Source organism: Streptomyces sp. NPDC031379 (genome assembly GCF_055569615.1).
Genome location: NZ_JBVIIT010000021.1, coordinates 48,057 through 73,690, shown reverse-complemented (window position 1 = coordinate 73,690; position 25,634 = coordinate 48,057). Strand labels below are relative to the sequence as shown.

At 73.2% G+C, this 25,634-nt stretch carries 22 protein-coding genes and 2 tRNA genes; 17 read left to right on the top strand and 7 right to left on the bottom strand.

From position 1 onward, the window contains the following. Positions 1-59: 59 nt before the first annotated feature. The 4 genes from ACZ5CW_RS28035 to ACZ5CW_RS28020 all read left to right on the top strand — a co-directional run bounded on the left by ACZ5CW_RS28035 (position 60) and on the right by ACZ5CW_RS28020 (position 4,140). Positions 60-452, top strand: a complete 393-nt coding sequence (locus tag ACZ5CW_RS28035) for a MaoC family dehydratase (protein ID WP_468606295.1) — start codon at positions 60-62, stop codon at positions 450-452. Then, positions 449-1,621 (top strand): lipid-transfer protein, encoded by a 1,173-nt coding sequence (locus ACZ5CW_RS28030; RefSeq protein ID WP_468606073.1) that lies wholly within the window; start codon positions 449-451, stop codon positions 1,619-1,621. The genes ACZ5CW_RS28035 and ACZ5CW_RS28030 overlap by 4 nt, the downstream gene beginning before the upstream one ends. A 168-nt stretch (positions 1,622-1,789) precedes the next feature. Further along, positions 1,790-2,383: a SigE family RNA polymerase sigma factor gene (locus tag ACZ5CW_RS28025; protein WP_468606071.1), complete on the top strand. Its 594-nt coding sequence runs from the start codon at positions 1,790-1,792 to the stop codon at positions 2,381-2,383. A gap of 101 nt (positions 2,384-2,484) precedes the next feature. Continuing rightward, positions 2,485-4,140 carry a long-chain fatty acid--CoA ligase gene (locus ACZ5CW_RS28020; protein WP_468606069.1) on the top strand — a complete coding sequence of 552 codons (1,656 nt, stop codon included), beginning with the start codon at positions 2,485-2,487 and terminating at the stop codon, positions 4,138-4,140. Between the two features lie 99 nt (positions 4,141-4,239). Here the strand turns inward: ACZ5CW_RS28020 and ACZ5CW_RS28015 are convergent, their stop codons facing one another. After that, positions 4,240-5,445, bottom strand: a complete 1,206-nt coding sequence (locus ACZ5CW_RS28015) for an MFS transporter (RefSeq protein WP_468606067.1) — start codon at positions 5,443-5,445, stop codon at positions 4,240-4,242. Positions 5,446-5,577: 132 nt separating this feature from the next. Here ACZ5CW_RS28015 and ACZ5CW_RS28010 point away from each other — a divergent pair, with 132 nt between their 5' ends. Continuing rightward, the gene (locus tag ACZ5CW_RS28010; protein ID WP_468606065.1) at positions 5,578-6,159 is read left to right on the top strand and encodes a TetR/AcrR family transcriptional regulator; all 582 of its coding nucleotides are present in this window, start codon (positions 5,578-5,580) and stop codon (positions 6,157-6,159) included. 115 nt (positions 6,160-6,274) lie between these two features. Here ACZ5CW_RS28010 and ACZ5CW_RS28005 read toward each other — a convergent pair whose 3' ends face one another. Then, the gene (locus tag ACZ5CW_RS28005; protein WP_468606063.1) at positions 6,275-10,987 is read right to left on the bottom strand and encodes a PAS domain-containing protein; all 4,713 of its coding nucleotides are present in this window, start codon (positions 10,985-10,987) and stop codon (positions 6,275-6,277) included. A gap of 194 nt (positions 10,988-11,181) precedes the next feature. Further along, positions 11,182-11,688: an SSI family serine proteinase inhibitor gene (locus tag ACZ5CW_RS28000; RefSeq protein WP_468606061.1), complete on the bottom strand. Its 507-nt coding sequence runs from the start codon at positions 11,686-11,688 to the stop codon at positions 11,182-11,184. Positions 11,689-11,923: 235 nt separating this feature from the next. Here ACZ5CW_RS28000 and ACZ5CW_RS27995 point away from each other — a divergent pair. The 3 genes from ACZ5CW_RS27995 (at position 11,924) to ACZ5CW_RS27985 (ending at position 12,799) form a co-directional block, all read left to right on the top strand. Beyond that, positions 11,924-12,014 (top strand) — tRNA-Ser (locus tag ACZ5CW_RS27995). Positions 12,015-12,230: 216 nt separating this feature from the next. Continuing rightward, a tRNA-Arg gene (locus tag ACZ5CW_RS27990) sits at positions 12,231-12,303 on the top strand. Between the two features lie 298 nt (positions 12,304-12,601). Next, positions 12,602-12,799: a hypothetical protein gene (locus ACZ5CW_RS27985; protein WP_468606059.1), complete on the top strand. Its 198-nt coding sequence runs from the start codon at positions 12,602-12,604 to the stop codon at positions 12,797-12,799. 44 nt (positions 12,800-12,843) lie between these two features. Here ACZ5CW_RS27985 and ACZ5CW_RS27980 read toward each other — a convergent pair whose 3' ends face one another. Continuing rightward, positions 12,844-13,062 (bottom strand): hypothetical protein, encoded by a 219-nt coding sequence (locus tag ACZ5CW_RS27980; RefSeq protein ID WP_468606308.1) that lies wholly within the window; start codon positions 13,060-13,062, stop codon positions 12,844-12,846. Between the two features lie 61 nt (positions 13,063-13,123). After that, complete coding sequence (locus ACZ5CW_RS27975) at positions 13,124-13,618, bottom strand: MarR family transcriptional regulator (protein ID WP_468606057.1); 495 nt, start codon at positions 13,616-13,618, stop codon at positions 13,124-13,126. Positions 13,619-13,702: 84 nt separating this feature from the next. Between ACZ5CW_RS27975 and ACZ5CW_RS27970 the strand changes: the two genes are divergently transcribed. The 9 genes from ACZ5CW_RS27970 (at position 13,703) to ACZ5CW_RS27930 (ending at position 24,065) form a co-directional block, all read left to right on the top strand. Next, complete coding sequence (locus ACZ5CW_RS27970) at positions 13,703-14,071, top strand: HGxxPAAW family protein (protein WP_468606054.1); 369 nt, start codon at positions 13,703-13,705, stop codon at positions 14,069-14,071. Between the two features lie 129 nt (positions 14,072-14,200). Beyond that, positions 14,201-15,079 carry a DUF2797 domain-containing protein gene (locus tag ACZ5CW_RS27965; protein WP_468606052.1) on the top strand — a complete coding sequence of 293 codons (879 nt, stop codon included), beginning with the start codon at positions 14,201-14,203 and terminating at the stop codon, positions 15,077-15,079. Between the two features lie 89 nt (positions 15,080-15,168). Further along, complete coding sequence (locus tag ACZ5CW_RS27960; protein WP_468606050.1) at positions 15,169-15,555, top strand: antibiotic biosynthesis monooxygenase family protein; 387 nt, start codon at positions 15,169-15,171, stop codon at positions 15,553-15,555. Between the two features lie 101 nt (positions 15,556-15,656). Beyond that, positions 15,657-16,397: a response regulator transcription factor gene (locus tag ACZ5CW_RS27955; RefSeq protein WP_351802716.1), complete on the top strand. Its 741-nt coding sequence runs from the start codon at positions 15,657-15,659 to the stop codon at positions 16,395-16,397. Next, entirely contained in the window at positions 16,394-18,055 is a 1,662-nt protein-coding gene (locus tag ACZ5CW_RS27950; protein WP_468606047.1) for a sensor histidine kinase, read from the top strand. The genes ACZ5CW_RS27955 and ACZ5CW_RS27950 overlap by 4 nt, the downstream gene beginning before the upstream one ends. Before the next feature lie 13 nt (positions 18,056-18,068). Beyond that, positions 18,069-19,559 carry a bifunctional glycosyltransferase family 2/GtrA family protein gene (locus ACZ5CW_RS27945; RefSeq protein WP_468606045.1) on the top strand — a complete coding sequence of 497 codons (1,491 nt, stop codon included), beginning with the start codon at positions 18,069-18,071 and terminating at the stop codon, positions 19,557-19,559. Further along, positions 19,556-21,742 (top strand): ArnT family glycosyltransferase, encoded by a 2,187-nt coding sequence (locus tag ACZ5CW_RS27940; protein ID WP_468606043.1) that lies wholly within the window; start codon positions 19,556-19,558, stop codon positions 21,740-21,742. The genes ACZ5CW_RS27945 and ACZ5CW_RS27940 overlap by 4 nt, the downstream gene beginning before the upstream one ends. 49 nt (positions 21,743-21,791) lie before the next feature. Continuing rightward, positions 21,792-23,189 (top strand): MFS transporter, encoded by a 1,398-nt coding sequence (locus ACZ5CW_RS27935; protein ID WP_468606041.1) that lies wholly within the window; start codon positions 21,792-21,794, stop codon positions 23,187-23,189. Positions 23,190-23,306: 117 nt separating this feature from the next. Continuing rightward, positions 23,307-24,065 carry a TetR/AcrR family transcriptional regulator gene (locus tag ACZ5CW_RS27930; protein ID WP_468606039.1) on the top strand — a complete coding sequence of 253 codons (759 nt, stop codon included), beginning with the start codon at positions 23,307-23,309 and terminating at the stop codon, positions 24,063-24,065. A 31-nt stretch (positions 24,066-24,096) separates the two neighbouring features. Here ACZ5CW_RS27930 and ACZ5CW_RS27925 read toward each other — a convergent pair whose 3' ends face one another. Then, positions 24,097-24,570, bottom strand: a complete 474-nt coding sequence (locus ACZ5CW_RS27925; RefSeq protein WP_468606037.1) for a PPOX class F420-dependent oxidoreductase — start codon at positions 24,568-24,570, stop codon at positions 24,097-24,099. A gap of 82 nt (positions 24,571-24,652) precedes the next feature. Next, positions 24,653-25,474, bottom strand: a complete 822-nt coding sequence (locus ACZ5CW_RS27920) for a YceI family protein (RefSeq protein WP_468606035.1) — start codon at positions 25,472-25,474, stop codon at positions 24,653-24,655. Positions 25,475-25,634 lie beyond the last annotated feature (160 nt).

Sequence of the window (25,634 nt, the reverse complement as noted above, 5' to 3'; positions counted from 1 at the left end):
ATGCGCTCCGGGAACCGGGGGAGCCGATCACGAGGGAGGGCCCGGGCATGGCGACGGAACTGAGGGCGGGCGCCGAGCTGCCCCCGCTGGAGATCCCCCTCACGCGCACGCTGATCGTGGCGGGGGCGATCGCGTCCCGGGACTACCAGGACGTGCACCATGACCCGGAGCTGGCCCGGCGGAAGGGCTCGCCGGACGTCTTCATGAACATCCTGACGACGAACGGCCTGGTCGGCCGGTACATCACGGATCACTTCGGGCCGACGGCGGTGCTCCGCAAGGTCGCCATCAGGCTGGGGGCGCCCAACCATCCGGGGGACACGATGGTGCTGACGGGCACGGTCGAAGCCGTCGACGGCGACACCGCCACCGTGCGTGTCGTCGGCACCAACGGCATCGGCAGACATGTGACGGGCACGGTGACGGTCACGGTCCCGGAGGGCACCCCATGAGCCTGCGGACCGGGGACTCCCTCGGCGGCCGGGCGGCGATCGCCGGCATCGGGGCCACCGAGTTCTCCAAGGACTCCGGGCGCAGCGAGCTGCGGCTGGCGGTGGAGGCGGTGCGGGCCGCGCTCGACGACGCGGGCCTCACGCCGGCCGATGTGGACGGACTCGTGACGTTCACGATGGACACCAGTCCGGAGATCACGGTGGCCCAGGCCTGCGGGATGGGCGAGCTGTCCTTCTTCTCCCGGATCCACTACGGCGGCGGCGCGGCCTGCGCCACCGTCCAGCAGGCGGCGCTCGCGGTGGCGACGGGCCTCGCGGAGGTGGTGGTCTGCTACCGGGCCTTCAACGAGCGCTCGGGACGCAGGTTCGGCGCCGGCGTGCAGCACCGGGAGCCGTCGGCGGAGGGCGTGGCGCTGGGCTGGGCCCTGCCGTTCGGTCTGCTCACACCGGCCTCCTGGGTGGCGATGGCGGCCCAGCGGTATCTGCACACGTACGGGCTGACGCCGGAGGCGTTCGGGCACGTGGCCGTCGTGGACCGCACGTACGCGGCGACCAATCCGGCGGCCTGGTTCCACGGACGCCCGATCACGCTCGCCGAGCACGCCGCGTCCCGCTGGATCGTCGAACCCCTCCGGCTGCTGGACTGCTGCCAGGAGACCGACGGCGGGCAGGCGATCGTCGTCACCTCCCTGGAGCGGGCCCGTGACCTGCCGCGTCCCCCCGCCGTGATCGCGGCCGCGGCCCAGGGAGCCGGCCGCGCCCAGGAGCAGATGACCAGCTTCTACCGGGACGATCTGACCGGCCTGCCGGAGATGGGAGTGGTGGCCCGCCAGCTGTGGCGGACGTCCTCCCTCGCGCCCGCCGACATCGACGTGGGGATCCTGTACGACCACTTCACCCCGTTCGTGCTGATGCAGCTGGAGGAGTTCGGGTTCTGCGCACCGGGCGAGGCGGGGGACTTCGTGGCCGAGGAGCGGCTGCCGCTCAACACGCACGGGGGACAGCTCGGGGAGGCGTATCTGCACGGGATGAACGGCGTGGCGGAGGCGGTGCGCCAGCTGCGCGGCACGGCGGTGAACCAGATACCGGGGGCGGCCCGGACCCTGGTGACGGCCGGCACCGGGGTGCCGACGTCCGGCTTGGTCCTGGTGGCGGACGACAGGCCCTAGGTGCGCTGTCCGGACCGCACACGCATCAGGGTCGGACCCCCAGACAGGGTGGATCCGCCGTCCACCTTCAGGAGGTGGGGACGGCCCCACCCCTACAACCTGAGGGGGACTCCGCTTCGGGACCTGCGGCCGATCCGCCGGACCGCGGCCCGCTTCTAGCGTGGAGCCATGACCACACCCGTCTGCACCAGCGCCTCGGCCGCCGCCGCTCCAGCGGGACAGACCCTGCCCCACGCCCGGCACCGGCCGAGCGGAGCGACCTCCACGTACCCGTCGTTCGCGTCCTACGTGAGAGCCCGCCAGCCGGTTCTGCTGCGCACCGCGCGCTCGCTGACCGCGAACCCCAGTGACGCCGAGGACCTGTTGCAGACCGCGCTCGCCAAGACCTATGTGGCGTGGGAGCGGATCGAGGACCAGCGGGCGCTCGACGGCTATGTGCGCCGGGCGCTGCTCAACACGCGGACCTCGCAGTGGCGCAAGCGCCGGGTGGACGAGTTCGCCTGCGAGGAGCTGCCCGAGCCGGAGCCCGGGCCCGGCGACGACGACCCGGCCGAGCGGCAGGCGCTGCACGACGCCATGTGGCGGGCGGTGACGAAGCTGCCGGCGCGGCAGCGGGCGATGGTCGTCCTGCGGTACTACGAGGATCTCAGCGAGGCCCAGACCGCCGAGGTGCTCGGTGTGTCCGTGGGCACGGTGAAGTCGGCGGTGTCGCGGGCGCTCGGCAAACTGCGCGAGGATCCCGAGCTGGTGCTGGCGCGCTAGAGCACAATTTCTCTCCCCCTAGTGACATACCGCGCGGTATGTGCGCAGAATCAGCGCAGCCTCTACCGCCGCGTAGGCAATGTCGCCCCGGGAGGAACCCCGTGCTGAGCACCATGCAGGACGTACCGCTGACTGTCACCCGCATCCTCGAGCACGGGGTGCAGGCACACGGACGGTCCCAGATCACCACCTGGACCGGGGAGGCCGAGCCGCAGCGGCGCAGCTTCGCCGAGGCCGGGGGACGCGCGGTACAGCTGGCGAACGCCCTGCGCGACGAACTCGGCGTCCGGGACGACGACCGGGTCGCCACACTGATGTGGAACAACGCCGAGCACGTCGAGGCGTACTTCGCGATCCCGTCCATGGGCGCGGTGCTGCACACGCTCAACCTGCGGCTGCCCGCCGAGCAGCTGGTGTGGATCGTCAACCACGCGGCCGACAAGGTCGTCATCGTCAACGGATCGCTGATCCCGCTGCTCGCCCCGCTGCTGCCCAAGCTGCCGACGGTGGAGCACATCGTCGTCTCCGGCCCCGGTGACCGCTCCCCGCTCGAGGGCGGTGCCGCGCGGCTGCACGAGTACGAGGAGCTGATCGCCGGCCGGCCCACCACGTACGACTGGCCCGAGCTGGACGAACGCCAGGCCGCCGCCATGTGCTACACCTCCGGCACGACCGGGGACCCCAAGGGCGTGGTCTACAGCCACCGTTCGATCTACCTGCACTCCATGCAGGTCAACATGACCCAGTCGATGGGACTGACCGACCAGGACACCTCGCTGGTCGTGGTGCCCCAGTTCCACGTCAACGCCTGGGGCCTGCCGCACGCCACCTTCATGACCGGCGTCAACATGCTGATGCCGGACCGCTTCCTGCAGCCCGCCCCGCTCGCCGAGATGATCGAACGGGAGAAGCCCACCCACGCGGCCGCCGTGCCGACCATCTGGCAGGGCCTGCTCGGCGAGCTGACCAACAGGCCCCGGGACGTCTCCTCCCTCACCCAGGTCACCATCGGCGGCTCGGCCTGTCCGCCCTCCCTGATGGCAGCCTTCGACAAGCTGGGGATGCGGGTCTGCCACGCCTGGGGCATGACCGAGACCTCCCCGCTCGGCACGGTGGCCCGGCCGCCGGCCCACGCGGTCGGCACCGACGAGGAGTTCGCCTACCGCCTCACCCAGGGCCGCTTCCCGGCCGGCGTCGAGGCCCGCCTGACCGGCCCCGGCGGCGAACGCCTCCCCTGGGACGGCGAGTCGGCCGGTGAGCTGGAGGTCCGAGGCAACTGGATCGCGGGCGCCTACTACAACGGCCCCGACGCCGAACCGCTGCGCCCCGCCGACAAGTTCAGCGAGGACGGCTGGCTGAAGACCGGCGATGTCGGCACCATCTCCGCCGACGGCTTCCTCACCCTCACCGACCGCGCCAAGGACGTCATCAAGTCCGGCGGTGAGTGGATCTCGTCGGTCGAGCTGGAGAACGCGCTGATGTCCCACCCGGACGTGGCCGAGGCCGCCGTGGTCGCCGTACCCGACGAGAAGTGGGGCGAGCGCCCGCTGGCCACGGTCGTCCTCAAGGAGGGCGCCACCGCCGACTTCGAGAGCCTGCGCGCCTTCCTCGCCGAGGAGGGCCGCATCGCCAAGTGGCAGCTGCCCGAGCGCTGGACGGTGATCGAGTCGGTGCCGAAGACGAGCGTGGGCAAGTTCGACAAGAAGGTGCTGCGCCGGCAGTACGCGGACGGGCAGTTGGCGATCACCCAGCTCTGACCGGGGCCTACGCTCCGGGTCGGGTCGGGTTGGGGGCGGCGGGCGAACGGGTGGCGGCCGTCGCCCATCACGCTCGGCCGCCGCCCCGCCCGCGGGCCGTCACTTTCGGGTCGCCGTCGTCACCCATCCGAGCACCAGCCAGGCGCCCGCCACCGCGCAGACGCCGGCCCAGCCCCAGTGGCCGAAGGCCGGGCCCGCGGCGGCCGAGGCGAGCGCGCCACCGGCGAAGCCGGAGACGACGTAGGCGGTGTTGGCGGTGGCCGGGGTGGAGGTCGTGGTCAGGGCGAGGGTCTGGTTGGCCACGTGCGAGGCGACCAGGGCCGCGTGGATCGTGACGGAGGCGGCGAACAGGGCCGCCAGGATGTGCCCGCCGAGCCAGAACAGCGGTACGGCCACGACCGCCAGCGCATAGGCGGTGCGCACGACCCGCGCCGCGCCGAAGCGGTCCACCAGGCCGCCGGCCAGCGGCGCCACCGCGCTGGAGGTCAGGCCGAAGAGGCCGAAGAGTCCGGCGGTCGCGGTCGTCAGGCCGTAGGACGGGCCGGTCAGCAGGAGCGTCAGGGAGGTCCACAGCGCGCTCCAGGCGCCGAACATCCCGGCCTGCCGCACGCACGCCCGCCACAGGTCGGGCGAGCGGCGCAGCAGCCCCGGCAGCTCGACGACGCCCGAGAACAGGCCGCCCCGCCGCGAGCGCCGCTCCGACGGCAGGGCCAGGGCGGTGGCCAGGCCCAGCGCGAGGGTCAGCACGGCGGACCCGGCGAACACCCAGCGCCAGCCGAAGGCCTGTCCGGCCAGACCGCCGACGACACGGGCGGCCACGATGCCGGTGAACAGACCGGCGATGACGGCCGCCACGTGCCGGGCCCGCCGGTCGGCGGGTGCGCGCTCGGCGACCAGCGGGACGAGCAGCTGCGGTACGACGGTCGCGGCGGCGGCGACGAACACGGCGGCCGCGAGGGCGGCGGTGCCGGGGGCGGCCGCCGCGACGAGCATCGCCGCCGTGGTGGCCACGGAGAGGCCGGCGACGAGCGGGCGGCGGTTGACGCGATCGCCGAGCGGCGCGAAGAAGAGCAGCCCGGCCGCGTAGCCGAACTGGGCGACCGAGGCGATCCAGGTGACGGCCGAGGGGACCGTGCCGAAATCGTGGGCGATGAGGGGGAGCAGCGGGGCCGCGAGGTAGATGTTGGCGGCCGTGACGGCGGTGCAGACGGCGATGAGGAGGAGGAAGAGGGAGCCGGATGCGGGCTGCTCGCGGGCGGGGACCCGCACCCCGGGTGCCTGGCGGGTGGTGATGGCTGACGGCATGGGCGGTGCTGCTCCTTGGACCGACACTCACAACTAACTGGTTGGTTGGAACTCCCAACAGCCTGCCGCGTCCTCGCATTCCCGTCAACCAAATAGTTGGTTGCTTGTCGTCCGGAGCCCTACCCTTTCCCCATGGCAGCAGTGAGGGACCCCGAGGCCACCAAGGGCCGTATCTTCGACGCGGCGGTCGCCGAGTTCGCCCGGCACGGCATCGCGGGCGCCCGCATCGACCGCATCGCCGCCGCGGCCAAGGCCAACAAGCAGCTGATCTATGCCTACTTCGGCAACAAGGCCGAGCTGTTCACGAAGGTCCTCGGCACGTGCATGGTCGACCTGGCGGCGGCCGTCCCCGTCGACCCCGACGACATCGAGGGCTGGATCGACCGCCTTCTCGACTACCACGCCACCCACCCCGACCTGCTGCGCCTGCTGTTCTGGGAGGGCGTCGAGTACGGCACCGCAGAACTGCCCGACGAGACGGAGCGCCAGGAGCACTACGCCCGCAAGGTCGCCAGCATCGCCGACGGCCAGGCCCGGGGCGTCATCACCGACGCGATCCCGCCCGGCGATCTGCTGTTCCTGCTGATCGCGATCGCCAACTGGACCGCCGTCGTCCCCCAGATGCGGCGCATCCTCACGGGCGGGGAGGACCCCGACCGCGACCGCCTGCGGGCCTCCATCAAGGAGGCGGCCCGCAGACTCGTCGCCCGCTGAAGCGGACACGCGCCGCCCTGATCCGTCGCTCCGGTCAGGTCGACCCACGCTCCGGTCGGTTCGCCCCGGCCGGTTCGCCCCGGCCGGTCAGCTCGCCCGGATCAGTGCGTGCCGCTCAGTTCGTGCCGATCCGGGCCAGCAGATCCACGATCCGCGTCTGCACCTCGGTGCTGGTGGACCGCTCGGCGAGGAACAGCACCGTCTCACCCGAGGCCAGCCGGGGCAGGTCGGCCGGGTCGACGGCGGCGGTGTACACGACGAGCGGGGTGCGGTTGAGCTGACCGTTCGCCCGCAGCCAGTCGATGATCCCGGTGAACCCGGCCTGCCGCCGGTGCACCTGCATCAGGTCCATCACCACGAGGTTCGGCCGGAACTGCCCCGCCAGCGTCACCGCGTCGTCGTCGTTCGCGGCCCGCGCCACCTGCATCCCGCGCCGCTCGAGCGTCGAGGTCAGGGCCAGCGCGATCTCCGCGTGCTCCTCGATGAGCAGCACCCGCGGCGGATGCTGCTCGCTGTCCCGGGGTGCCAGCGCCTTCAGCAGCACGGCGGGGTCGGCGCCGTACGCCGCCTCGCGCGTGGCCTGCCCCAGCCCGGCCGTGACCAGCACCGGCACCTCGGCGGCCACGGCGGCCTGGCGCAGCGCCTGCAGGGCCGTACGGGTGATGGGCCCGGTCAGCGGATCCACGAACAGCGCGGCGGGGAAGGCCGCGATCTGGGCGTCGACCTCCTCGCGCGAGTGCACGATCACGGGCCGGTAGCCACGGTCGCTCAGCGCCTGCTGGGTCGTCACGTCCGGCGCGGGCCACACCAGCAGCCGACGCGGGTTGTCCAGCGGCTCCGGGGGCAGCTCGTCGTCCAGCGGCTGCGGCCGCGGGGTGTCCGCCACCTCGACGGCTCCACCGGGACCGTCCAGCGGTTCGGGCCCCTCGGCGGCATCGGGCTCCGGAGCGCCTATGGCGTACGACCGTCCCGCTCCCTCGGTGCCCGGGGCGAGCCGGGACTGCCCGGCCTGCGACGGCTGCGGCACGGGCGCCTGCCCGCCGAGCGAGGGCTGCGCGGGCGCCGCTTCGGCCGGCGGATGCGGCCGGGCCGCCTGCTCCGGCTGCGCATCGGCGCGGGTGGCCGGGTCCGGCGGTGTGCCCAGCTTGCGCCGGCGGCCGGAACCGCCCGGCGCGTGCGGGGGCGGGGTCGCCGTCGGCTGCTGGACCTGCGCGGCCTGCCGTGCGAACGGCACGCCCTGCCCCAGCGTCCGGACGCTGATCGACCGCCCCTGCGTCGAGTTCGGGTCGACCGCGGCTGACGTGGCCTCGGCGGGCAACGGCTGCGCGACCCGCTGCGGCCGCGCGCCGGTGTGCTCCGCGGGCAGCGGGGTGCCGGGGGCCGGGGTGCCGTCCGGGTTCGCCCGCGGGACGGGCGTGCCCGCGCCCGAGGTGTCGTCGGCACCGTGCCACTGCTGGGGGACGGTGGCCGCGGGCACGGCGCCGGTGGCCGACTCCGCCGGCAACGGCTGGGCGGCCGGGGCCGCCGCCGGGATACCGGCGGACGGGGTGGCCGGCTGTGCCGCGGGCGCCTGTGCCGGGGCGGGAGCCGCCGGTGCGGGCGGGCCCGCGGTGCCCTGCGCGGGCACCGTGGGGTGGGAGAGGGCCACTTGCCGGCCGGGTACGGCGACGCCGGGCTGGGCGCCGGGATCCGTGTGGGGGGGCACCGGGCCCGGAGCGGGCGTCTGGCCCGTGGGGGCGGCGGGACCGGGCTGGACGGGGATGCCCTGCCCGGCCGTGCCCTGCGCCGGAATGCCGTGAACCGGATTCCCCTGGCCGGGAGTCGGCGGCATCGCCCCGCCCTGGGGGAGCTGCCCGGGCGCGGGGTGTGCGGCTGCGGGAGCCGTCTGCCCCGGGACCGCCGGCGCCGGTACGGGCTGCGCGGCAGCCGTCGCCTCGCCGGGCGCGGCCCCCGGTGCCACGGTCTGGGCGGCCTCGGCCGGCTGGGCCACGGCCCGTCGGCGCCGACCGGTCGGCGCGGTGGTGGGATGCGGCTGCGGCGGCGTGTGGTCCTCGGCCTGGGCGAGCGGTACGGCGTCGTGCCGGCCGTCGTCACCGGGCCCGCCCGCGCCCGACAGCGGCAGCTGGGCGGGCACCTGCACCTGGCCGGGCAGTGCGCCCGCCCCGGGGCCGGGAACGGCACCGGCGGAATCAGGAACGGCAGGGGCGACGGCACCGGGAACGGCGCCCGGAACCGGCCCGGCAAGCTGCGGCTGCCCTTCGTCCCCGGTACCAGGGCCGAGGGGCACACCGGCACCCGGAGCGACGGGCGCACCCGCAGGCGGCCCGACGGGCACGCCGGCGGCCGGATCGACCGGTACGCCCGGCGCCGCCATCCCGTTCGCCGCCGCCGCGGTCGCGCCGGCGTTCGTGTGCGCGGACTCCGGCCGGCGGTCGGCCTCGGCCGGCGGCAGGGCGAAGACCGTACGGGCACCGGCCGCCTCCTGGGCCGCGGCACGCTCCGCCGCGGCGGCCAGCGCACGCCGGCGCCGCCCGGTCGGCGGCACACCCGCGCCCGGAGCGCCCTCCGCGTCAGGAAGGGACGCCGCGCCCGCAACGGCCACCGCACCCGGCGTCGGCTCGCTGCCGGACGCGGGCAGGGCGGGCGGCAGGGCTGCCTGCGGGGCACCGGGGTCACGGCGGGCGCGGCGGCCCGTGGAGCCGGGCACGCCCTGCGGCGGCACGGCACCGCCGAGGCCCGTACCCGACGCGGCGGCACCCGCCGCATGCTCGGCGGCGGTCACCACGGCGCCCTCGGCCACGCCTTCAGCCACATCCTCGGCCCCGCGCTCGGCGTCACCGGCGGCGTCGGCACCGGTCTCGGCGGGCCGGGCACGGCGCCGCCCGGACCCGCCGGACGCGGCCTCCGCGCCCTCGGCCGGAACCACCACGGCGGCCTCCCCGGCGGGCGCACCGGCACGCCGGCGACGCCGACCGGTCGGCGCGGAGGCCTCCGTCTCACCGACGGCCTCGCCCGCGCCGGGCACGTCGCTCTCCAGGAAGGCGTCCGTGGAGGCCCGCCGGGCCCGCCGCCGGCCGCCCCCGGTACCGCCTGGGGCCTGCTCGCCCGCACCGGCCTCCTCCGACGCCACTCCACCGGCGTCAGGAACCCGTGCCGCGACCGCTCCGGCGCCACCGCCGAGCGGCACCTCGAGCACGTACGCGCTGCCGCTCATGCCCGGCACCTCGTGCGTCTGGAGCACCCCGCCGTGGGCGCGCACGATCCCGCGCACGATCGGCTCGTGCACCGGGTCTCCGCCGGCGTACGGCCCGCGCACCTCGATCCGTGCGACCTCACCGCGCTGCGCGGCGGCGACCACGACGGTGTTGTCCAGGTAACCGCCCGCGGAGACGGGCGTGTTGCCGGTCGCGTCGACGCCCGCCACGTCCGCGACCAGGTGCGCGAGCGCGGTGGCGAGCCGCTGCGGGTCGACCTCGGCCTCGATGGGCGGCGCGTGCACGGCGAACTGCACCCGCCCGGGACCGATCAGCTCCACCGCCCCGTCCACACCGGCGGCGACGACGGCGTCCAGCATCACCTTCGTACGGGTGATGTCCTCACCGCCCGCGTCCAGCCGCTGGTAGCCGAGCACGTTGTCGATGAGGGCGGTGATCCGCGAGTACCCGGCGGACAGGTGGTGCAGCACCTGGTTGGCCTCGGGCCACAGCTGCCCCGCGTCATCGGCCGCCAGGGCGGACAGCTCGCGGCGCAGCTCGTCCAGCGGGCCGCGCAGCGACTGCCCGAGCAGCGTGAGCAGCTGCTCGTGTCGTCCGGCGAGGGCCTCGAACCGGTCCTTCTCCCGCTCACCGAGCGCGGCGTACCGCTCCTCGCCGGTCGCCAGCTCCTCCGCGTGCTGCTCGCGCAGCTCCTCCAGCTCCGTGACGTGCTGCTGGCGCAGCGCGGTCAGGTCGGAGGCGTGCTCCTCGGAGAGCCGCTCCAGCTCCTCGGCATGCGCCTTCTCCAGCGCGGCCTTCTCCTCGGCGAGCGATTCGTAGGGCCGGCGGTCGGTGAAGGTCATGACGGCGCCGACGAGCAGGTCGCCGTCCCGCACCGGCGCGGTCGTCAGATCGACCGAGACCTTCTCGTCGCCCTTGGACCACAGCACCTGCCCGCGCACCCGGTGCTTGCGCCCGGAGCGCAGGGTGTCGGCGAGCGGGGACTCCTCGTACGGGAAGGGGGTGCCGTCGGCACGGGAGTGCAGCACGAGAGCGTGCAGCTCCTTGCCGCCCAGCTCACCCGCCCGGTACCCCAGTATCTGGGCGGCGGCCGGGTTGACGAGCACGATCCGCCCGTCCGTGTCGGTCCCCACGACCCCTTCCGCCGCGGCCCGCAGGATCATCTCGGTCTGCCGCTGCGACCGGGCCAGCTCCGCCTCGGTGTCGACGGTTCCGGACAGGTCCCGTACGACGATCATCAGCAGCTCGTCGCCGGTGTAGCCGTAACCGTCGTACGCCTGCTGCCCGTTCTCCAGGTTCGCGCTCGTGACCTCGACCGGGAACTCGGTCCCGTCGGTGCGCCGCGCGACCATCCGCGTCGGCTTGGTCCGCCCGTGCGGGTCCATGTGATCGGGGCGCCGCATGGACCCGGGGATGAGCCTGGAGTCGAACTGCGGCAGCAGATCGAGCAGCCCGCGCCCGACGAGCGCGGTCCCCGGTGCCTCGAAGGCCTCCAGGGCGATGGTGTTGGCGTTGACGACGGTTCCGTTGGCGTTGACCAGGACCAACGCATCCGGCAGCGCGTCGAGTATGGCTGCGAGGCGAGCAGCGCCTCGGGATGGCCTGCTGCTCACGAGACGCTTCCTCCCTGTTACCGCACCTTGCCGACCGCTCGGGCCATCTTGCCAACCGGCCCGCGACGTGTCACGCGAGGGAGTCTAAGCGCACGGATTGCGCTCGCGACGCCGGATGAGAGGGAGGTCCCACGGGGAAGTGACGGCGAACGCGTGACCGGACGCCTCGGATTCGCGAGACCTTCGCGGGACCTTTACGACCCCGTCGGGTCCGCCCCCGGCTTCGGCAGCAGCGGCACCATGCGGTCCCACCGCCTGATCTCGCACCCGTTGCTGCGGTCGTACGCGGCGTCGACCGGGCGTCCGGCCCAGGTACCGGTCACACGGGCGGTGGCCGGCCCGCCGTAGACCATGGTGCAGATGCTGTCGGGGGGCACCGGGGCGAAGGGGTCCCGGCCCCACTGCGTGTGCGCGTCGAGCATCCGGCAGGCCCCGGCCACGTCCGGGTGCCGGCCGGCGCCCGGATGGCACGACACCTCGTAGGTCGTGTCCCGCTTGGTCCCGGCGTTCCGGACGACGACGGTGAGGTGATCGCCCCCGGGGCCGGCGTCCTGCCGCGGGGCCCGGTCCTCGGGCCGGACGGGCGGCGGCACGGCACCGGCCGCCACGGCGGGTACGGCGGTGAGCGGGACGAGGGAGGCGACGGCGGCGAGGGACGACACGAGGACGCGCCGCCCGGCGGCCGGCAGATCGGAAACCATGCCCTGTCCAACGCCGCCGGCCGCCGGACGTTGCGCCGCGTCCCGTTCCGCCGCCCGCTCGGCCCTGCTCCCCGTCGCTGCGCCGCCCCGCCGGAAGGACACTGCGTCTCGCCGGGGGAAGCCCTTTGCCCTGCGGCCCGACTGCCTAGTACCGTGGGGGGCGATTGGTGACACCGCACCCGACTGTGTCATCATCTGCACGCACCGATCACGCGCTCGCGTGAGCGGATGTGCTGGAGGCGTCGCCTAGTCCGGTCTATGGCGCCGCACTGCTAATGCGGTTTGGGCCTTAAAGCCCATCGAGGGTTCAAATCCCTCCGCCTCCGCACCGATCCCGAAGCCCCGGTCCCTCAGGACCGGGGCTTCGGCGTTCCCGGCGTGCCGCCCCCGTGCGGCGCTCCACCGCCGACGGTCGACGTTTTCGCAGGTCACAAGGGGTGCGCGGATCGGATTTCACATGGCGGCGGCAGTCATGTAATGTTCTTCCTGTCGCCGGGAACGGGCCGAAAGGGCCGGGAACGGAGACGGAAAACAAAAAACAAGCACTCGTAGCTTAACGGATAGAGCATCTGACTACGGATCAGAAGGTTGCAGGTTCGAATCCTGCCGAGTGCACACAGATCAGAAGCCCCTCGGGATCATCCCGAGGGGCTTCTGACATCAACGGCTGACATCAACGCGGCCCGAGGCGCCGATCACTCCTCGGTGTGCGGCTCCTGCTCGCTGCCTGATTCCCCCTTCTCCGACTCGTCCAGTCCGAGTGCGTCGTCCATCCGGTCGGCGGCGGTGAGTGTCGTGCTCATGACGTGTGCGTAGGTATCCAGCGTCTCGCCCGACCGACCCGGCAGGTACACCTGCACTTCGCGGTCCGAGGCTGAAAGGGAGCGGGCCCTGGGCGTGGCTGCGGGCGTGCGTGGCGGGGCTGGCCGTGCTGGCGGGACTGGCCCTGCCGGCCGTCTCCTCATCCCCTGCCTGGGCCGCCCCGTCCCCTGACGCGTACGTCGCCGACAACGGCTCGAGCGATGTGTCGGTGATCGACACGACCACCGGCACCGTGGTGGACACCATCCCCGTCGGCACCAACCCGGCCGGTATCGCTCTGACCCGGTGAAGGGCGAGCTTCACAGGTCCATCCGGGGCCTTTCGCTCACGTGGCTATCGGACGTCCACGAAGTCGCTGGTGGAGGTCACGGCCGGGGTGGTCGAGGTGCCGGCGAACTCGTAGCGGAAGTAGCCGTCCGCGGACGCGGTCACGGTCGTCTTCAGGGAGCCCGTCGAGGACGACGTGACCGTCTTGACGTCGGTGTACGTCTCTGGGTGATCAAGGGGAGGGTACGGCGTCGGCCAACGGTTCACCGCGGCGTTGTTTTCCACGCTTCCGCGCCTGAACCGCCGTGCCGGCGGCGGGTGTCGGCGGGCCCGGGCGGTTCTGCTCTCAGCACTCCTCCTGCGGATCGTTCCGGTTCAGCTTCTCCAGGTACTCGTGGGCCAGGGCCGTGGCCCGGGTGAACCAGTCGGTGATGATCGCCAGCTCCGCCGGGGAGTAGTCGGAGAACAGGGCCGTCAGGCGCTTGTAGTGGCCCGCGTACACCGCCTCCACGCGGCTGACGGCGGCCGGTACGGCGGCCACCCGGACGCGGCGCCGGTCGGTGGGGTCGGGGCGGCGGGTGACGTAACCGGCGCGCTCCAGGCGGTTGAGGATGCCGGTCACCGCGCCCGTGGTGACGTGGGCGCGGGCCGCGAGGTCGCCGGCCGTGAGGAGGTCGTCGCCCGCCTCCAGGACGAAGGCGAAGCACGTGAGGTCGGTGACGTTCAGTCCCAGCCGCCGGGCCAGTTCCTGCTGTCCGATCAGGTGGGCGGCGATGAGGTGGTCCATCGCCTGCAGCGCCTGGGCCGGGGTGGCGGGCTGTCGCGGCGGCGTGCCGTGCATCTTTCGTAATCCCTTAGCTCGTGAGATATTCGGGTCAGTAAACTTCTTAGTACGTGAGGGAATCTTGTCCCTGGAGGCGGCTCCATGAGTCTGTACGACGAGGGTCACACGATCGCCGGCTGGACCGGCTTCGGTATCGCCACGGCCGGAAGCGGTGTGCTGGGGCTGGGGGTGTGCACGGCCTCGCCGCCGGTGGTCGTGGGCGGGCTGGCCGTGGTGGCCGTGAGTGTCCTGGTCACCTGGGTGCTGCATCTGTCCGGCTGGGGCAAGCCGCCGGGGGTACGGCCGCGGGGGCAGTGGGGCATGCGGGTCCGCGACGCGCAGGCCCGAGCGGGGCACGCCGGGTGCGTGAGCTGCCGGCTGGCCGGGCGGGGACGGCGGGCGACCACCGTCCCGGTGGCGGCCGTGCCGGCCGGCGACGTCGAGCCGGTGCCTCTGTCCCCTGTCGAATGAACCCGCCTCCGGCGCACGGGGTTCGGTGAGCGCGGCCCCGGTCACCGGCCGACCGGTCCCCGCGAGATCGAGAGCGCTTCCCGCCGCCCGCGGACCCGTTGTCGGACCCGGCCCCTACCCTGGCCGGTGATGGCACAGGTGTGGAAGTGCTCGGGGCTGCGCTGGGCGCCGGACGGTCCCGTGCTGGTGTGGGACGGCGGTCGGCGCAGTGCGCTGCCCTGGGGGAAGCGGGTCGCCTTCGCGGTGCCGGAGGGAGCCGCGCGCACGTGCGTGGGGGCGCGGGGGCATGCCTGCCCGGTGCGGGCCACCGTGCCGGGGCGGAGCACGGGGGCCCGGTGCGAGGAGTGCGCGCGGCTGGACCGGGCGCACTCCGTGGCCGCCGACACCCTCGCCGACGACCCCCGGCCCTACCGCGTCTATCTGGCCTGGTTCGGGCCCGGCATGGTCAAGGTCGGCATCACCGCCGTCGAGCGGGGCACGGCGCGGCTGCTCGAGCAGGGCGCCGTCAGCTTCAGCTGGCTCGGCACCGGTCCACTGATGGCCGCACGGCGCGCCGAGGAGTTGCTGCGGGCCGCGCTGCGGGTGCCGGACCGGATTCCGTACGCCGAGAAGCGGGCGGTGCGGTCGGTGCTGCCGGGGACGGCGGCGGAGCGCTCCGCCGAGGTGCGGGAGCTGCACGCACGGGCCGTCGCGCTCGCCGGATGGCCGGAGTCCCTGCGTCCGGAGCCGTGCGAAGTCATCGACCATGTCCGGGACTTCGGGCTGGAGGGGACTTCGGAGGCGCTCGGTGAGGTCGTGGAACTCGTGCCGGGCGGCGCCGTGAGCGGTGAGCTGGTCGCGGCCGCCGGGCCCGATCTGCATCTGGCGGCCGGCGGACGCGGGGCCGTCGTCCTCGACACCCGGCTGCTGACCGGCTGGGAGCTGCTGCCCGCGCCTTCGGGCACCGGCACCCGCGGATCCACCTTCCCCCTGAGGCAGTTCAGGAGGGAGCAGGAAGGGCTCTTCTGAGGGGGGAAGGCAAAGAATCGGATCCCGTACGGATCCCTTTGGGCAAGGTCCATGGACGCGGGACGATCCCGCGGCGGACCGTGGTCGTCATGAACGATCAGAGAACAGACCCGGCCGTACCCATGCCCACCCCGGCCCCGGACCCGGCCCCCACCTCCACGCCCGAACCGCCGTACTACGCCGTCGTGTTCACCGCCCGCCGTACCGGCGACGACCCCGCCGGATACGACAGCACCGCCGCCCGGCTCTCCCGTCTCGTGCGGGACGTGCCCGGCTTTCTCGGCGAGGACTTCGCCCACACGCCCGGCGGGCTCGCCATCTCCGTCGCCTACTTCCGGGACCTCGCCGGCATCGAGCGGTGGCGGCGGCATCCCGAGCACCTCGCGGCCAAGCGGCACGGGCGGGAGCACTGGTACGAGCGGTACTCGATCCACATCGCCCGGGTCGAGCACAGTCACGCCTTCCAGCGCTCCTGATGTGCTTCCCAGGGATTCCCTGAGAGATGCCTGTGTGTTTCTCAGGGAAATCACAGATTCTGGAAAGCGTCTTCTCAGAGGGCACCGACAAGGTGTCCACCATGACCACGACCTCGCCCCAGGGGCGCACCGAACTGCTGAGGCCGGACGGGAGCCCCGTCCGCGTGCTTGTGGTGGACGACGAGTTGTCGATCACCGAACTGCTGAGCATGGCTCTTCGCTACGAGGGCTGGCAGATCAGGAGCGCGGGGGACGGGCAGGGGGCCGTCCAGACGGCCCGTGAGTTCCGGCCCGACGCCGTCGTGCTGGACATGATGCTGCCCGACATGGACGGGCTGACCGTCCTCGGGCGGCTGCGCCGCGAACTGCCGGATGTGCCCGTCCTGTTCCTGACCGCCAAGGACGCGGTGGAGGACCGTATCGCCGGGCTCACCGCCGGCGGGGACGACTACGTCACCAAGCCGTTCAGCCTGGAGGAGGTCGTCGCACGGCTGCGCGGGCTCATCCGCCGGTCCGGTGCCGCCGACCGGCGCTCGGACTCCGTGCTCGTCGTGGGAGACCTCACGCTCGACGAGGACAGCCACGAGGTCTCGCGGGCCGGTGACTCCATCCACCTCACCGCCACCGAGTTCGAACTGCTGCGATTCCTGATGCGCAACCCGCGGCGCGTGCTCAGCAAGGCACAGATCCTGGACCGCGTGTGGTCGTACGACTTCGGCGGGCAGGCCAACGTGGTCGAGCTGTACATCTCCTACCTGCGGCGGAAGATCGACGCCGGGCGTGAGCCGATGATCCACACCCGGCGTGGGGCCGGCTACCTGATCAAGCCCGCCGTGTCATGAGCGGGCGACGACGGCCGCGTCCGCAGAGAAGTCCGCAGAAGCGACGGGCGGGGCAGCCGCGCACCCTGCGGACCCGGCTCGTCGTCGCCTCGGTGGTGCTGATCGCCGTGGTCTGCGCCGTGATCGGCACCGTGACCACGCTCGCGCTGCGGACCCACCTGTACGACCAGCTGGACGACAAGGTGACGGAGACCGCCATGCGCGCGGTCGGTCACATGCAGCCCCCGGCCGGCGAGAGCCCCGGTGCGGCTCCGGGCGCCCGGGGCTCCTCCTCGGCGGTCACCGCGACGCCGGGCGTGAAGGTCGACAACCTGCTCACCAAGGGCCCGACGCAGCCCAGGACCATCGCCGCGTACGTGAGCGACGGCTCGATCGCCGCCGCCGGCGTCTCCGAGCAGCTGAACGACGACTACGGCCTCTTCAAGAAGATGCGGGCCAACTCGCTCACCACGGCGCAGCGGAAGGCGCTGGCCCAGGTGCCGAAGGACGGCCACGCGCACAGCGCGGAGATCCCGGGGCTCGGGAACTACCTTGTCAAGTTCATGGCGAGCCGGGACGGCAGCGACGCCTACTACGTGGCCCTGCCCACCAAGGACGTCGACGACAACATCGACACCCTCATCCTGGTCGAGATCAGCGTCACCGCCGCCGGCCTCGTGGCCGCCGGTATCGCCGGCCACGTGCTCGTCGGCCTGGCCACCCGGCCCCTGCGCAAGGTCGCCGCCACCGCCACCCGCGTCTCCGAACTCCCGCTGCACACCGGCGAGGTGAACCTCAGCGAGCGGGTCCCGGAGTCCGAGACCGACCCGCACACCGAGGTCGGCCGGGTGGGCGCGGCCCTCAACCGGATGCTGGACCACGTCCACGGGGCACTGCACGCCCGCCAGCAGAGCGAGACGCGGGTACGGCAGTTCGTCGCCGACGCCAGTCATGAACTGCGCACACCCCTCGCCTCCATCCGCGGGTACGCGGAGCTGACGCGACGCGGGCGCGAGCAGGTCGGGCCCGACACCCGGCACGCCCTCGGACGGATCGAGTCCGAGGCCGGCCGCATGACCCTGCTGGTCGAGGACCTGCTGCTGCTCGCCCGGCTCGATGCCGGACGGCCGCTCCAGTTCGAGCAGACCGACCTCGTCCCGCTCGTCGTGGACACGGTCAGCGACGCGCGCGCGGCCGGCATGGACCACAACTGGCGGCTCGACCTGCCCGACGAACCCGCCCTCGTCTCCGCGGACGCCGCCCGCCTGCAGCAGGTGCTCGTCAATCTGCTCGGCAACGCCCGCAACCACACCCCGCCCGGTACGACCGTCACCGCTCGCGTGCAGCGGCGCGGGCCCTGGATGTGCGTCGACGTGGAGGACAACGGACAGGGCATTTCGCCGGAGCTGCTGCCGCACGTCTTCGAGCGGTTCGCGCGGGGGGACTCCGCGCGCTCCCGGGCCACCGGGTCCACCGGGCTCGGGCTCGCCATCGTGCAGGCCGTCGCGGCCGCGCACGGCGGTGCCGTGACCGTGGACAGCGTCCCGGGGCGGACGGTGTTCACCGTGCATCTGCCCGCGCTCGCCCCGGCCGTGCCGCGGCCCGCCCCCGAGACCGGCCGGCAGGCACACTCACAGGCACAGCACAGTGCCACCACATGGGTGCGACAGGGCGCCTGACGAGAGTCGGTGCATGCGAACCGACTCTTCTCCCGGCACCCTGCCGGCGCGGGAGCACCTCCCGGCCGGAGACGCCGGTGCGCCTGTCCTGGACGTAGTGATCCCCGTCTACAACGAGGAGAAGGACCTCCAGCCGTGCGTGCGCAGGCTGCACGAGCACCTCATGCGCACCTTCCCGTACGCGTTCCGCATCACGATCGCGGACAACGCGTCCACGGACACCACTCCGCAGGTGGCGGCGCGGCTGGAGGCGGAACTTGCCGAGGTCACCCACTTCCGCCTGGAGCAGAAGGGCCGCGGTCGCGCCCTGAGGACCGTGTGGTCCGCGTCCGGGGCGCCGATCCTCGCCTACATGGACGTCGACCTGTCCACCGACCTCAACGCGCTGCTGCCGCTGGTGGCGCCGCTGATCTCCGGTCACTCGGACCTCGCGATCGGCTCCCGGCTCGCCCGTACCTCCCGGGTGGTCCGCGGTCCCAAGCGGGAGTTCATCAGCCGGGCCTACAACCTGATCCTGCGCAGCTCCCTCCAGGCCCGCTTCTCGGACGCGCAGTGCGGCTTCAAGGCCGTCCGGCGGGATGTGGCCCAGGTGCTGCTGCCGCTGGTGGAGGACACCGGCTGGTTCTTCGACACCGAGATGCTCGTGCTCGCCGAGCGGGCGGGGCTCAGGATCCACGAGGTGCCGGTCGACTGGGTCGACGACCCCGACTCCACCGTGCACATCGTGAGGACCGCCACCGACGACCTCAAGGGCGTGTGGCGGGTCGGCAAGGCGCTGGCCACCGGTTCGCTGCCGCTGGACCGGCTGACCCGGCCCTTCGGTGACGATCCGCGCGACCGTGAACTGTCCGACGTGCCGAAGGGGCTGGCCCGCCAGCTCGTCGGGTTCTGTATCGTCGGCGTTCTGTCGACCCTGTTCTACCTGCTGCTCTACAGCCTCTTCCGGCAGTTCTCCGGCTCCCAGGTCGCCAACGCGCTCGCGCTGCTGGTCTCCGCCGTGGCCAACACCGCCGCCAACCGCCGGCTCACCTTCGGGGTGCGCGGCCGGGGCGGGGCCGTACGGCACCAGGCGCAGGGGCTGGTCGTCTTCGGGATCGGGCTCGCCCTGACCAGCGGCTCCCTGGCCGCCCTCGAGGCGGCCACCGACACCCCGGCGCACTCCACCGAGCTGGCAGTGCTCATCGCCGCCAACCTCGCGGCGACCGTGCTGCGGTTCCTGCTCTTCCGCGCCTGGGTCTTCCCGGACCGGGGCGAGTCCGGCACCGGCTCGACGGTGGTCGCGGCCCACACCTCGCCCTCGCCGGTCCCCGGCACGACGGCCCCGTACGCGCCGCTGCCGCAGCGCACGGTGGCGTACCGGCAGCGGGCGTACGAGCACCCGCAGCCCCACCAGACCACCACTCAGGTCCGCGCCGGTGAAGCCGCGGACGGCAACTGGAGGGACGCCACCATGCGACTGCAGCCGGTGCGCCCTCACGACACCGACCCGGGGGACCCCCGATGACCGCCCATTACGACCAGCCGGCGCACCAGGGCAACCCGACCGTCTGGGGCCCGCCCCCGACCGCTCCCCCGGCCGCCGAGGCCCCCGGGGCCGGTGAACCCGGGCAGCCCGTGGCACGCAGACTGTGGCGCGGCCGTCCCGAGGACCCGCGCTGGGTGCGCCCGGCCTTCCTCGGTCTGCTGGCCGCCACCCTGCTGCTCTACCTGTACAACCTGAGCGCCTCCGGTTACGCCAACTCCTTCTACTCGGCGGCCGTGCAGGCGGGCAGCACCTCGTGGAAGGCGTTCTTCTTCGGCTCGCTGGACGCGGGCAACGCCATCACCGTCGACAAGCCCCCGGCCTCGCTGTGGCCGATGGCGCTGTCGGTCAGGATCTTCGGCCTCCACTCGTGGGCGATCCTGGCCCCCGAGGTGCTGATGGGCGTGGCGACCGTCGCCGTGGTGTACGCCGGGGTGCGCCGCCGGTTCAGCCCCGCGGCGGGCCTGATCGCCGGCGCGGTGCTCGCGCTGACCCCCGTCGCGGCGCTGATGTTCCGGTTCAACAACCCGGACGCCATGCTGGCGCTGCTGATGTCCGTGGCCTGCTGGCTGGTGGTCCGGGCCGTCGAGGACGGGCGTACGAAGTGGCTGGTGTGGGCGGGGGTGGCGATCGGCTTCGCGTTCCTCGCCAAGACGCTCCAGGCCTTCCTGATCCTTCCGCCGCTCGCGGTCGTGTACGCGGTCTGCGCCCCGGTGCCGTTGCGGAAGCGCTTCGGGCAGCTGGCCGCGGCGACACTCGTGCTGGTCGTCTCCGGCGGCTGGTGGGTGGCGGTCGTGGAGCTGTGGCCGGCCTCCTCCCGCCCGTACATCGGCGGTTCGCAGAACAACAGCTTCCTGGAGCTGACCTTCGGCTACAACGGACTCGGCCGGCTGAACGGCGAGGAGACCGGCAGCGTCGGCGGCGGTGGCGGTGGCGGTACCGGCATGTGGGGCGAGACCGGCTGGGACCGGATGTTCAACTCCGAGGTGGGCGGCCAGATCTCCTGGCTGCTGCCCGCCGCGCTGATCCTCCTGGCCGCCGGCCTCGTGGCCACCCGGAGGTCCCGGCGGACGTCCGTCACCCGGGCCTCGTTCCTGGTCTGGGGCGGCTCCCTGCTGATGACCGTGGTCGTCTTCAGCTACATGGCGGGCATCTTCCACCAGTACTACACCGTGGCCCTCGCCCCCTACCTCGCGGCCGTGACCGGCATGGGCGCCGGGCTGCTGTGGGAGAAGCGGCAGGAGCTGTGGGCGTCGATCACCCTCGCCGCGTCCGTGGTCGCGGGGGCGGCCTGGGGCTACGTCCTGCTCAACCGCACCTCCGGCTATCTGCCCTGGCTGAAGTGGCTGGTGCTGATCGGCGGTCTGGCCGCCGCGCTCGGCCTGATCTTCGCCGGCCGGATCTCCCGGCGGCTCGCGCTCGGGGCAGCGGCGGTGGGCCTGGTGGCCGCGCTGGCCGGTCCCACCGCGTACACCCTCAGCACGCTTCAGCAGGGCCACAGCGGTTCCATCGTCACGGCCGGTCCGGCGGGCGCGAGCATGATGGGCGGCCGGGGCGGCGCTCCCGGCGGCGGTGGCGGGACGCGCGGCGGCTTCGGCGGCGGCATGCCGGGCCAGCAGGGCCAGCAGGGCCGGCCGAACGGCAACGGCTTCCCGGGCGGCGGTCCCGGCGGCGGCATGCCGGGCCGGCAGAACGGGAACGGAAGCACCGGGAACCAGCAGAACGGCAACGCCTTCCCCGGCGGCGGCCGGACGGGCGAAGGCGGCATGGGCGGCGCCGGTGGCGTCGGCGGCCTGCTGAACGGCGCGAGCGTGTCCGCCGAGGCCGAGAAGCTGCTGGAGACGGACGCGTCCGAGTACACCTGGGTCGCCGCGTCCATCGGTTCCCAGAACGCGGCCGGCTACCAGCTCGCCACGGGTGAGCCGGTGATGGCCATCGGCGGCTTCAACGGCACCGACCCCTCCCCGACACTCACGCAGTTCAAGAAGTACGTGGAGGAAGGAGAGATCCACTACTTCATCGCGGGCGGCGGCATGGGCGGTGGCATGGGCGGCGGCAACAGCGGCACGTCCTCGCAGATCAGTTCGTGGGTCCAGAGCAACTTCAAGAAGGTGACGGTCGGTTCGGCCACCTTCTACGACCTCACGCAGAAGGCGAGCGGCTGACGGAGAGCCGAGTTGTACACCGTATAGCGACAGCTATACGGTGTACGGCATGTCCACCTCCCAAGGCCATCCCCAGCGATGGTTGATCCTCGGTGTCATCTGCCTCGCGCAGCTCACCGTGCTGCTCGACAACACCGTCCTGAACGTGGCCATCCCCTCGCTGACGCGCGAGCTGCACGCGGCCACCTCCGACATCCAGTGGATGATCAACGCCTACTCCCTGGTGCAGTCCGGCCTGCTGCTCACCGCGGGGAGCGCCGCCGACCGCTACGGCCGCAAGAAGATGCTGATGGCCGGGCTCGCGCTGTTCGGCGTCGGCTCCCTGGTGGCCGGCCTCGCCGGCTCCACCGGCCAGCTGATCGCCGCCCGGGCCGGCATGGGCATCGGCGGTGCCCTGCTGGTCACCACCACGCTCGCCGTGGCGATGCAGATCTTCGCGCCCGAGGAGCAGCCGAAGGCCATCGGCATCTGGAGCGCGGTCAACGCCCTGGGCTTCGCGGGCGGCCCGCTGATCGGCGGCTTCGTGCTCAACCACTTCTGGTGGGGTGCGATCTTCCTGATCAACCTGCCGATCGCGGCGGTGTGCCTGGTCGCGGTGGTGACCCTCGTACCCGAGTCCAAGGCCCCGCGGGGCGACCGCCCGGACCTGCTCGGCGCGCTGCTGTCCACCATCGGCATGGCCACGCTCGTCTTCGCGATCATCTCCGGCCCCGGTCACGGCTGGACCTCGGGGCGCGTGCTCGGCACGGCGGCCGTCGCGGTGGTGGTGCTGAGCGTCTTCGCCTGGTGGGAGAGCCGGGTCGACGAGCCGATGCTCGACCTGCACTTCTTCCGCGACCGGCGGTTCACGGGCGCGGTCGCCGGGGCCGTGCTCATCACCTTCGGCATGAGCGGCGCGCTCTTCCTGCTGACCCAGCACCTCCAGTTCGTGCTCGGCTACGGGCCGTTGGAGGCCGGGCTGCGGATCGCTCCGCTGGCACTGACCGTGGTGGCGCTCAACTTCACCGGTATCGCGGCGAAGTGGTCGGCGTGGCTGGGCACGCCGGTGTCGATCGCGCTCGGGATGGTGGCGATGTCGGCGGGGCTGGTCGCCATCGCCGAACTCGACGGCGGCTACAGCGGGGCCCTGCTGGGGCTGGTGCTGATCGGTGCGGGCTGCGCGGTCGCCAACCCCGCCATGGCCCACGCGATCATGAGCGCGATCCCCCCGGAGAAGGCGGGGGTGGGTGCGGGTATCAACGGCACCCTGGCCGAGTTCGGCAACGGCCTCGGTGTGGCCGTGCTGGGGGCTGTGCTCAGCTCTTCCGTCGCCTCGGGCGAGTCGTTGTCCGCCGGCCTCGGGGCCGGACAGCTGGTGGGGGCCGTCGCCGTGCTGGTCGGCGGGTTGCTGGCGGCCGGACTGCTGCGCCGGGCGGAGCGGGTGGTCGCCCAGGAGATCGGCGGGTAGGCGTATGCGGGCGGCCGCGGGGCGTCCGTGGCCGATCGCGTCCGGGCCGCAGATCGGGCGCGGCCCCACGCCCCTAAAGTGGGGACACCGGACCGGAGACTTCAGAGAGGTGCGCCGATGGTGAAGCAGGCTGCGCGGTCGGCGCGAGGCAGTGTCTGGCTGGAGGGCAGGGCCCGCCGCGGCGGGCGCAGCGGGCAGCCCTCCGGGCTCGACCGGGGGCGGATCACCGAGGTGTCCGTGCGGCTGCTGGACGCGGAAGGGCTCGCGAAGTTCTCCATGCGGCGGCTGGCCGGTGAGCTGAACGTCACCGCGATGTCCCTGTACTGGTACGTCGACACCAAGGACGACCTGCTCGAACTCGCCCTGGACGCGGCCTTCGGCGAGCTGCGGCTGCCCGATCCGGAGAACCCGGACGAGGACTGGCGGGAGCAGCTGCGGGGGCTGGCCACCGAGTACCGTGCGCTGCTGGTGCGCCACTCCTGGCTGTCGCCGCTGGCCGGGCGCTATCTCAACATCGGCCCGAACTCGCTCGCCTTCTCCCGTGTGGTCCAGCGGGTGGTCCGCCGGGCCGGTCTGCCCGCGCAGGGGGTGACCGGGGCGATCGCGGCCGTCTTCCAGTTCGTGTACGGCTACGGCACGATCGAGGGCCACTTCTCCGCGCGGATCGAGAACACCGGGCTGAGCCCCGACGAGTACATGGAGCAGGCCATGATCGCGGTGGCCGAGACCCCGGGGGCCGCCGAGGCCATGGAGGAGTCCAAGGACCTCATGGCGGCCCGCGGCGGCGACACGGTGGCCGAGGTGCTGGACCGCGACTTCACCTTCGCCCTGGACCTGCTGATCGCCGGCATCGAGGCGATGGTCGCCCGCGGCTGACGCGCCGCCCGCGCCGGCCCCCGCCCGCCGGCTACTGGCCGTCGGCCACGAGCCGTGCCGGAAAGCCGCCCGTGGCCACCGGGCCCCAGCGCTCCGGGGTCACCCGGATGATCGACTTGCCCTGCTTGACCATCGCCTGCCGGTACTCGTCCCAGTCGGGGTGTTCGCCGGCGATGTTGCGGTAGTACTCCACCAGCGGTTCCACGGAGTCGGGCGTGTCGATGACCTCGGCCGTGCCGTCGATCTGCACCCAGGGCCCGTTCCACTCGTCGCTCAGGACGACCAGGGTGACCCTGGGGTCCCGCTGGGCGTTACGGGTCTTGGCGCGCTCGGGATACGTGGAGACCACGATCCGGCCCGAGTCGTCCACGCCACAGGTCAGTGGCGAGGCCTGCGGGCCGCCGTCGGCCCGGCGGGTGATCAGCAGGGCGCGGTGGCGGGGTCGTACGAAGTCGAGCAGCTCGTCCAGCGATACACGGGTGTTGGTCGCGATGTTCGGTGCCATGGCCGCAGCCTAGGGGCAGGGGCCGGCGCTCAGCCTGCCCCTGCGAGGCTCAGGCTCGGCGCGTCGTCCGGGCCGTCGGCGGCTAGACGGCGGGCAGGGAGTCGCCCTGGACCGCCTGGACGTCCAGTTCGACCTTCAGGGTGGTGCCGATGGCGGCGATCCCCGCCTGGAGGACCTGGTTGTAGTTCATCGCGAAGTCCTCGCGGTGCAGCTCCGCGGTGGCCCGGAAGGCGGCCCGGGTGCCGCCCCAGGGGTCGGCGCCGCTGCCGAGGTAGGCCAGGTCCAGGTCGACCGGCCGCAGCACTCCGTGCATCGACAGCTCGCCGTGCACCGTCCAGCGGTCCGGACCGGCCTGCGTCAGACCCGCGGAACGGTAGGTGATCTCCGGGTGCCGCTCGACGTCGAGGAAGTCCGCGGACTTCAGGTGCGTGTCGCGCATGCCGTTGCCCGTGTCGATGGAGGAGGCCCGGATGACCGCCTCGACGCGGGACTTGGTGATGTCGTCGGGCGCGATCTCGATCGTGCCGCCGAACTCCGTGAACCGGCCGTGCACGCTGGAGATGCCCAGGTGCTGGGCGACCGCGGCGACGGAGGAGTGCGCCGGGTCGATGGTCCAGGGGCCGGGCGGCGGCAGCTCGGTCCCGCCCTGCCGGGCCAGTGTGACCGCGCCGACCTCGGCCCGGCCGCTCGCGGTCACGATCGCGCTGGACGCGGCGGGCGCGTACCCGACGGCCGTCACGATCACGGTGTACGCCCCCGGCGCCAGCTCGGTGGCGTCCCGTACGGCCCCCTCGGCGTCCGCCTCGGCCCGCAGCACCTGCGTACCGGTCATGTCGGTCACCGTGACGACCGCGTGCGAGACGGCCCACCCGTCCCGCGTGCGGACCTTCGCGGTCAGTCCCATCCCGTTTCTCCCTGCGAAGTATGACAAATTGGTCGTATGGAGTCGGGGGGGGGGGGGGGGGGGGGGGGGGGGGGGGGGGGGGGGGGGGGGGGGGGGGGGGGGGGGGTGGTTGGGGGGGGGGGGGAAGGGGGGGGGGGGAGGGGGGAAGGCGGAGGGGGAG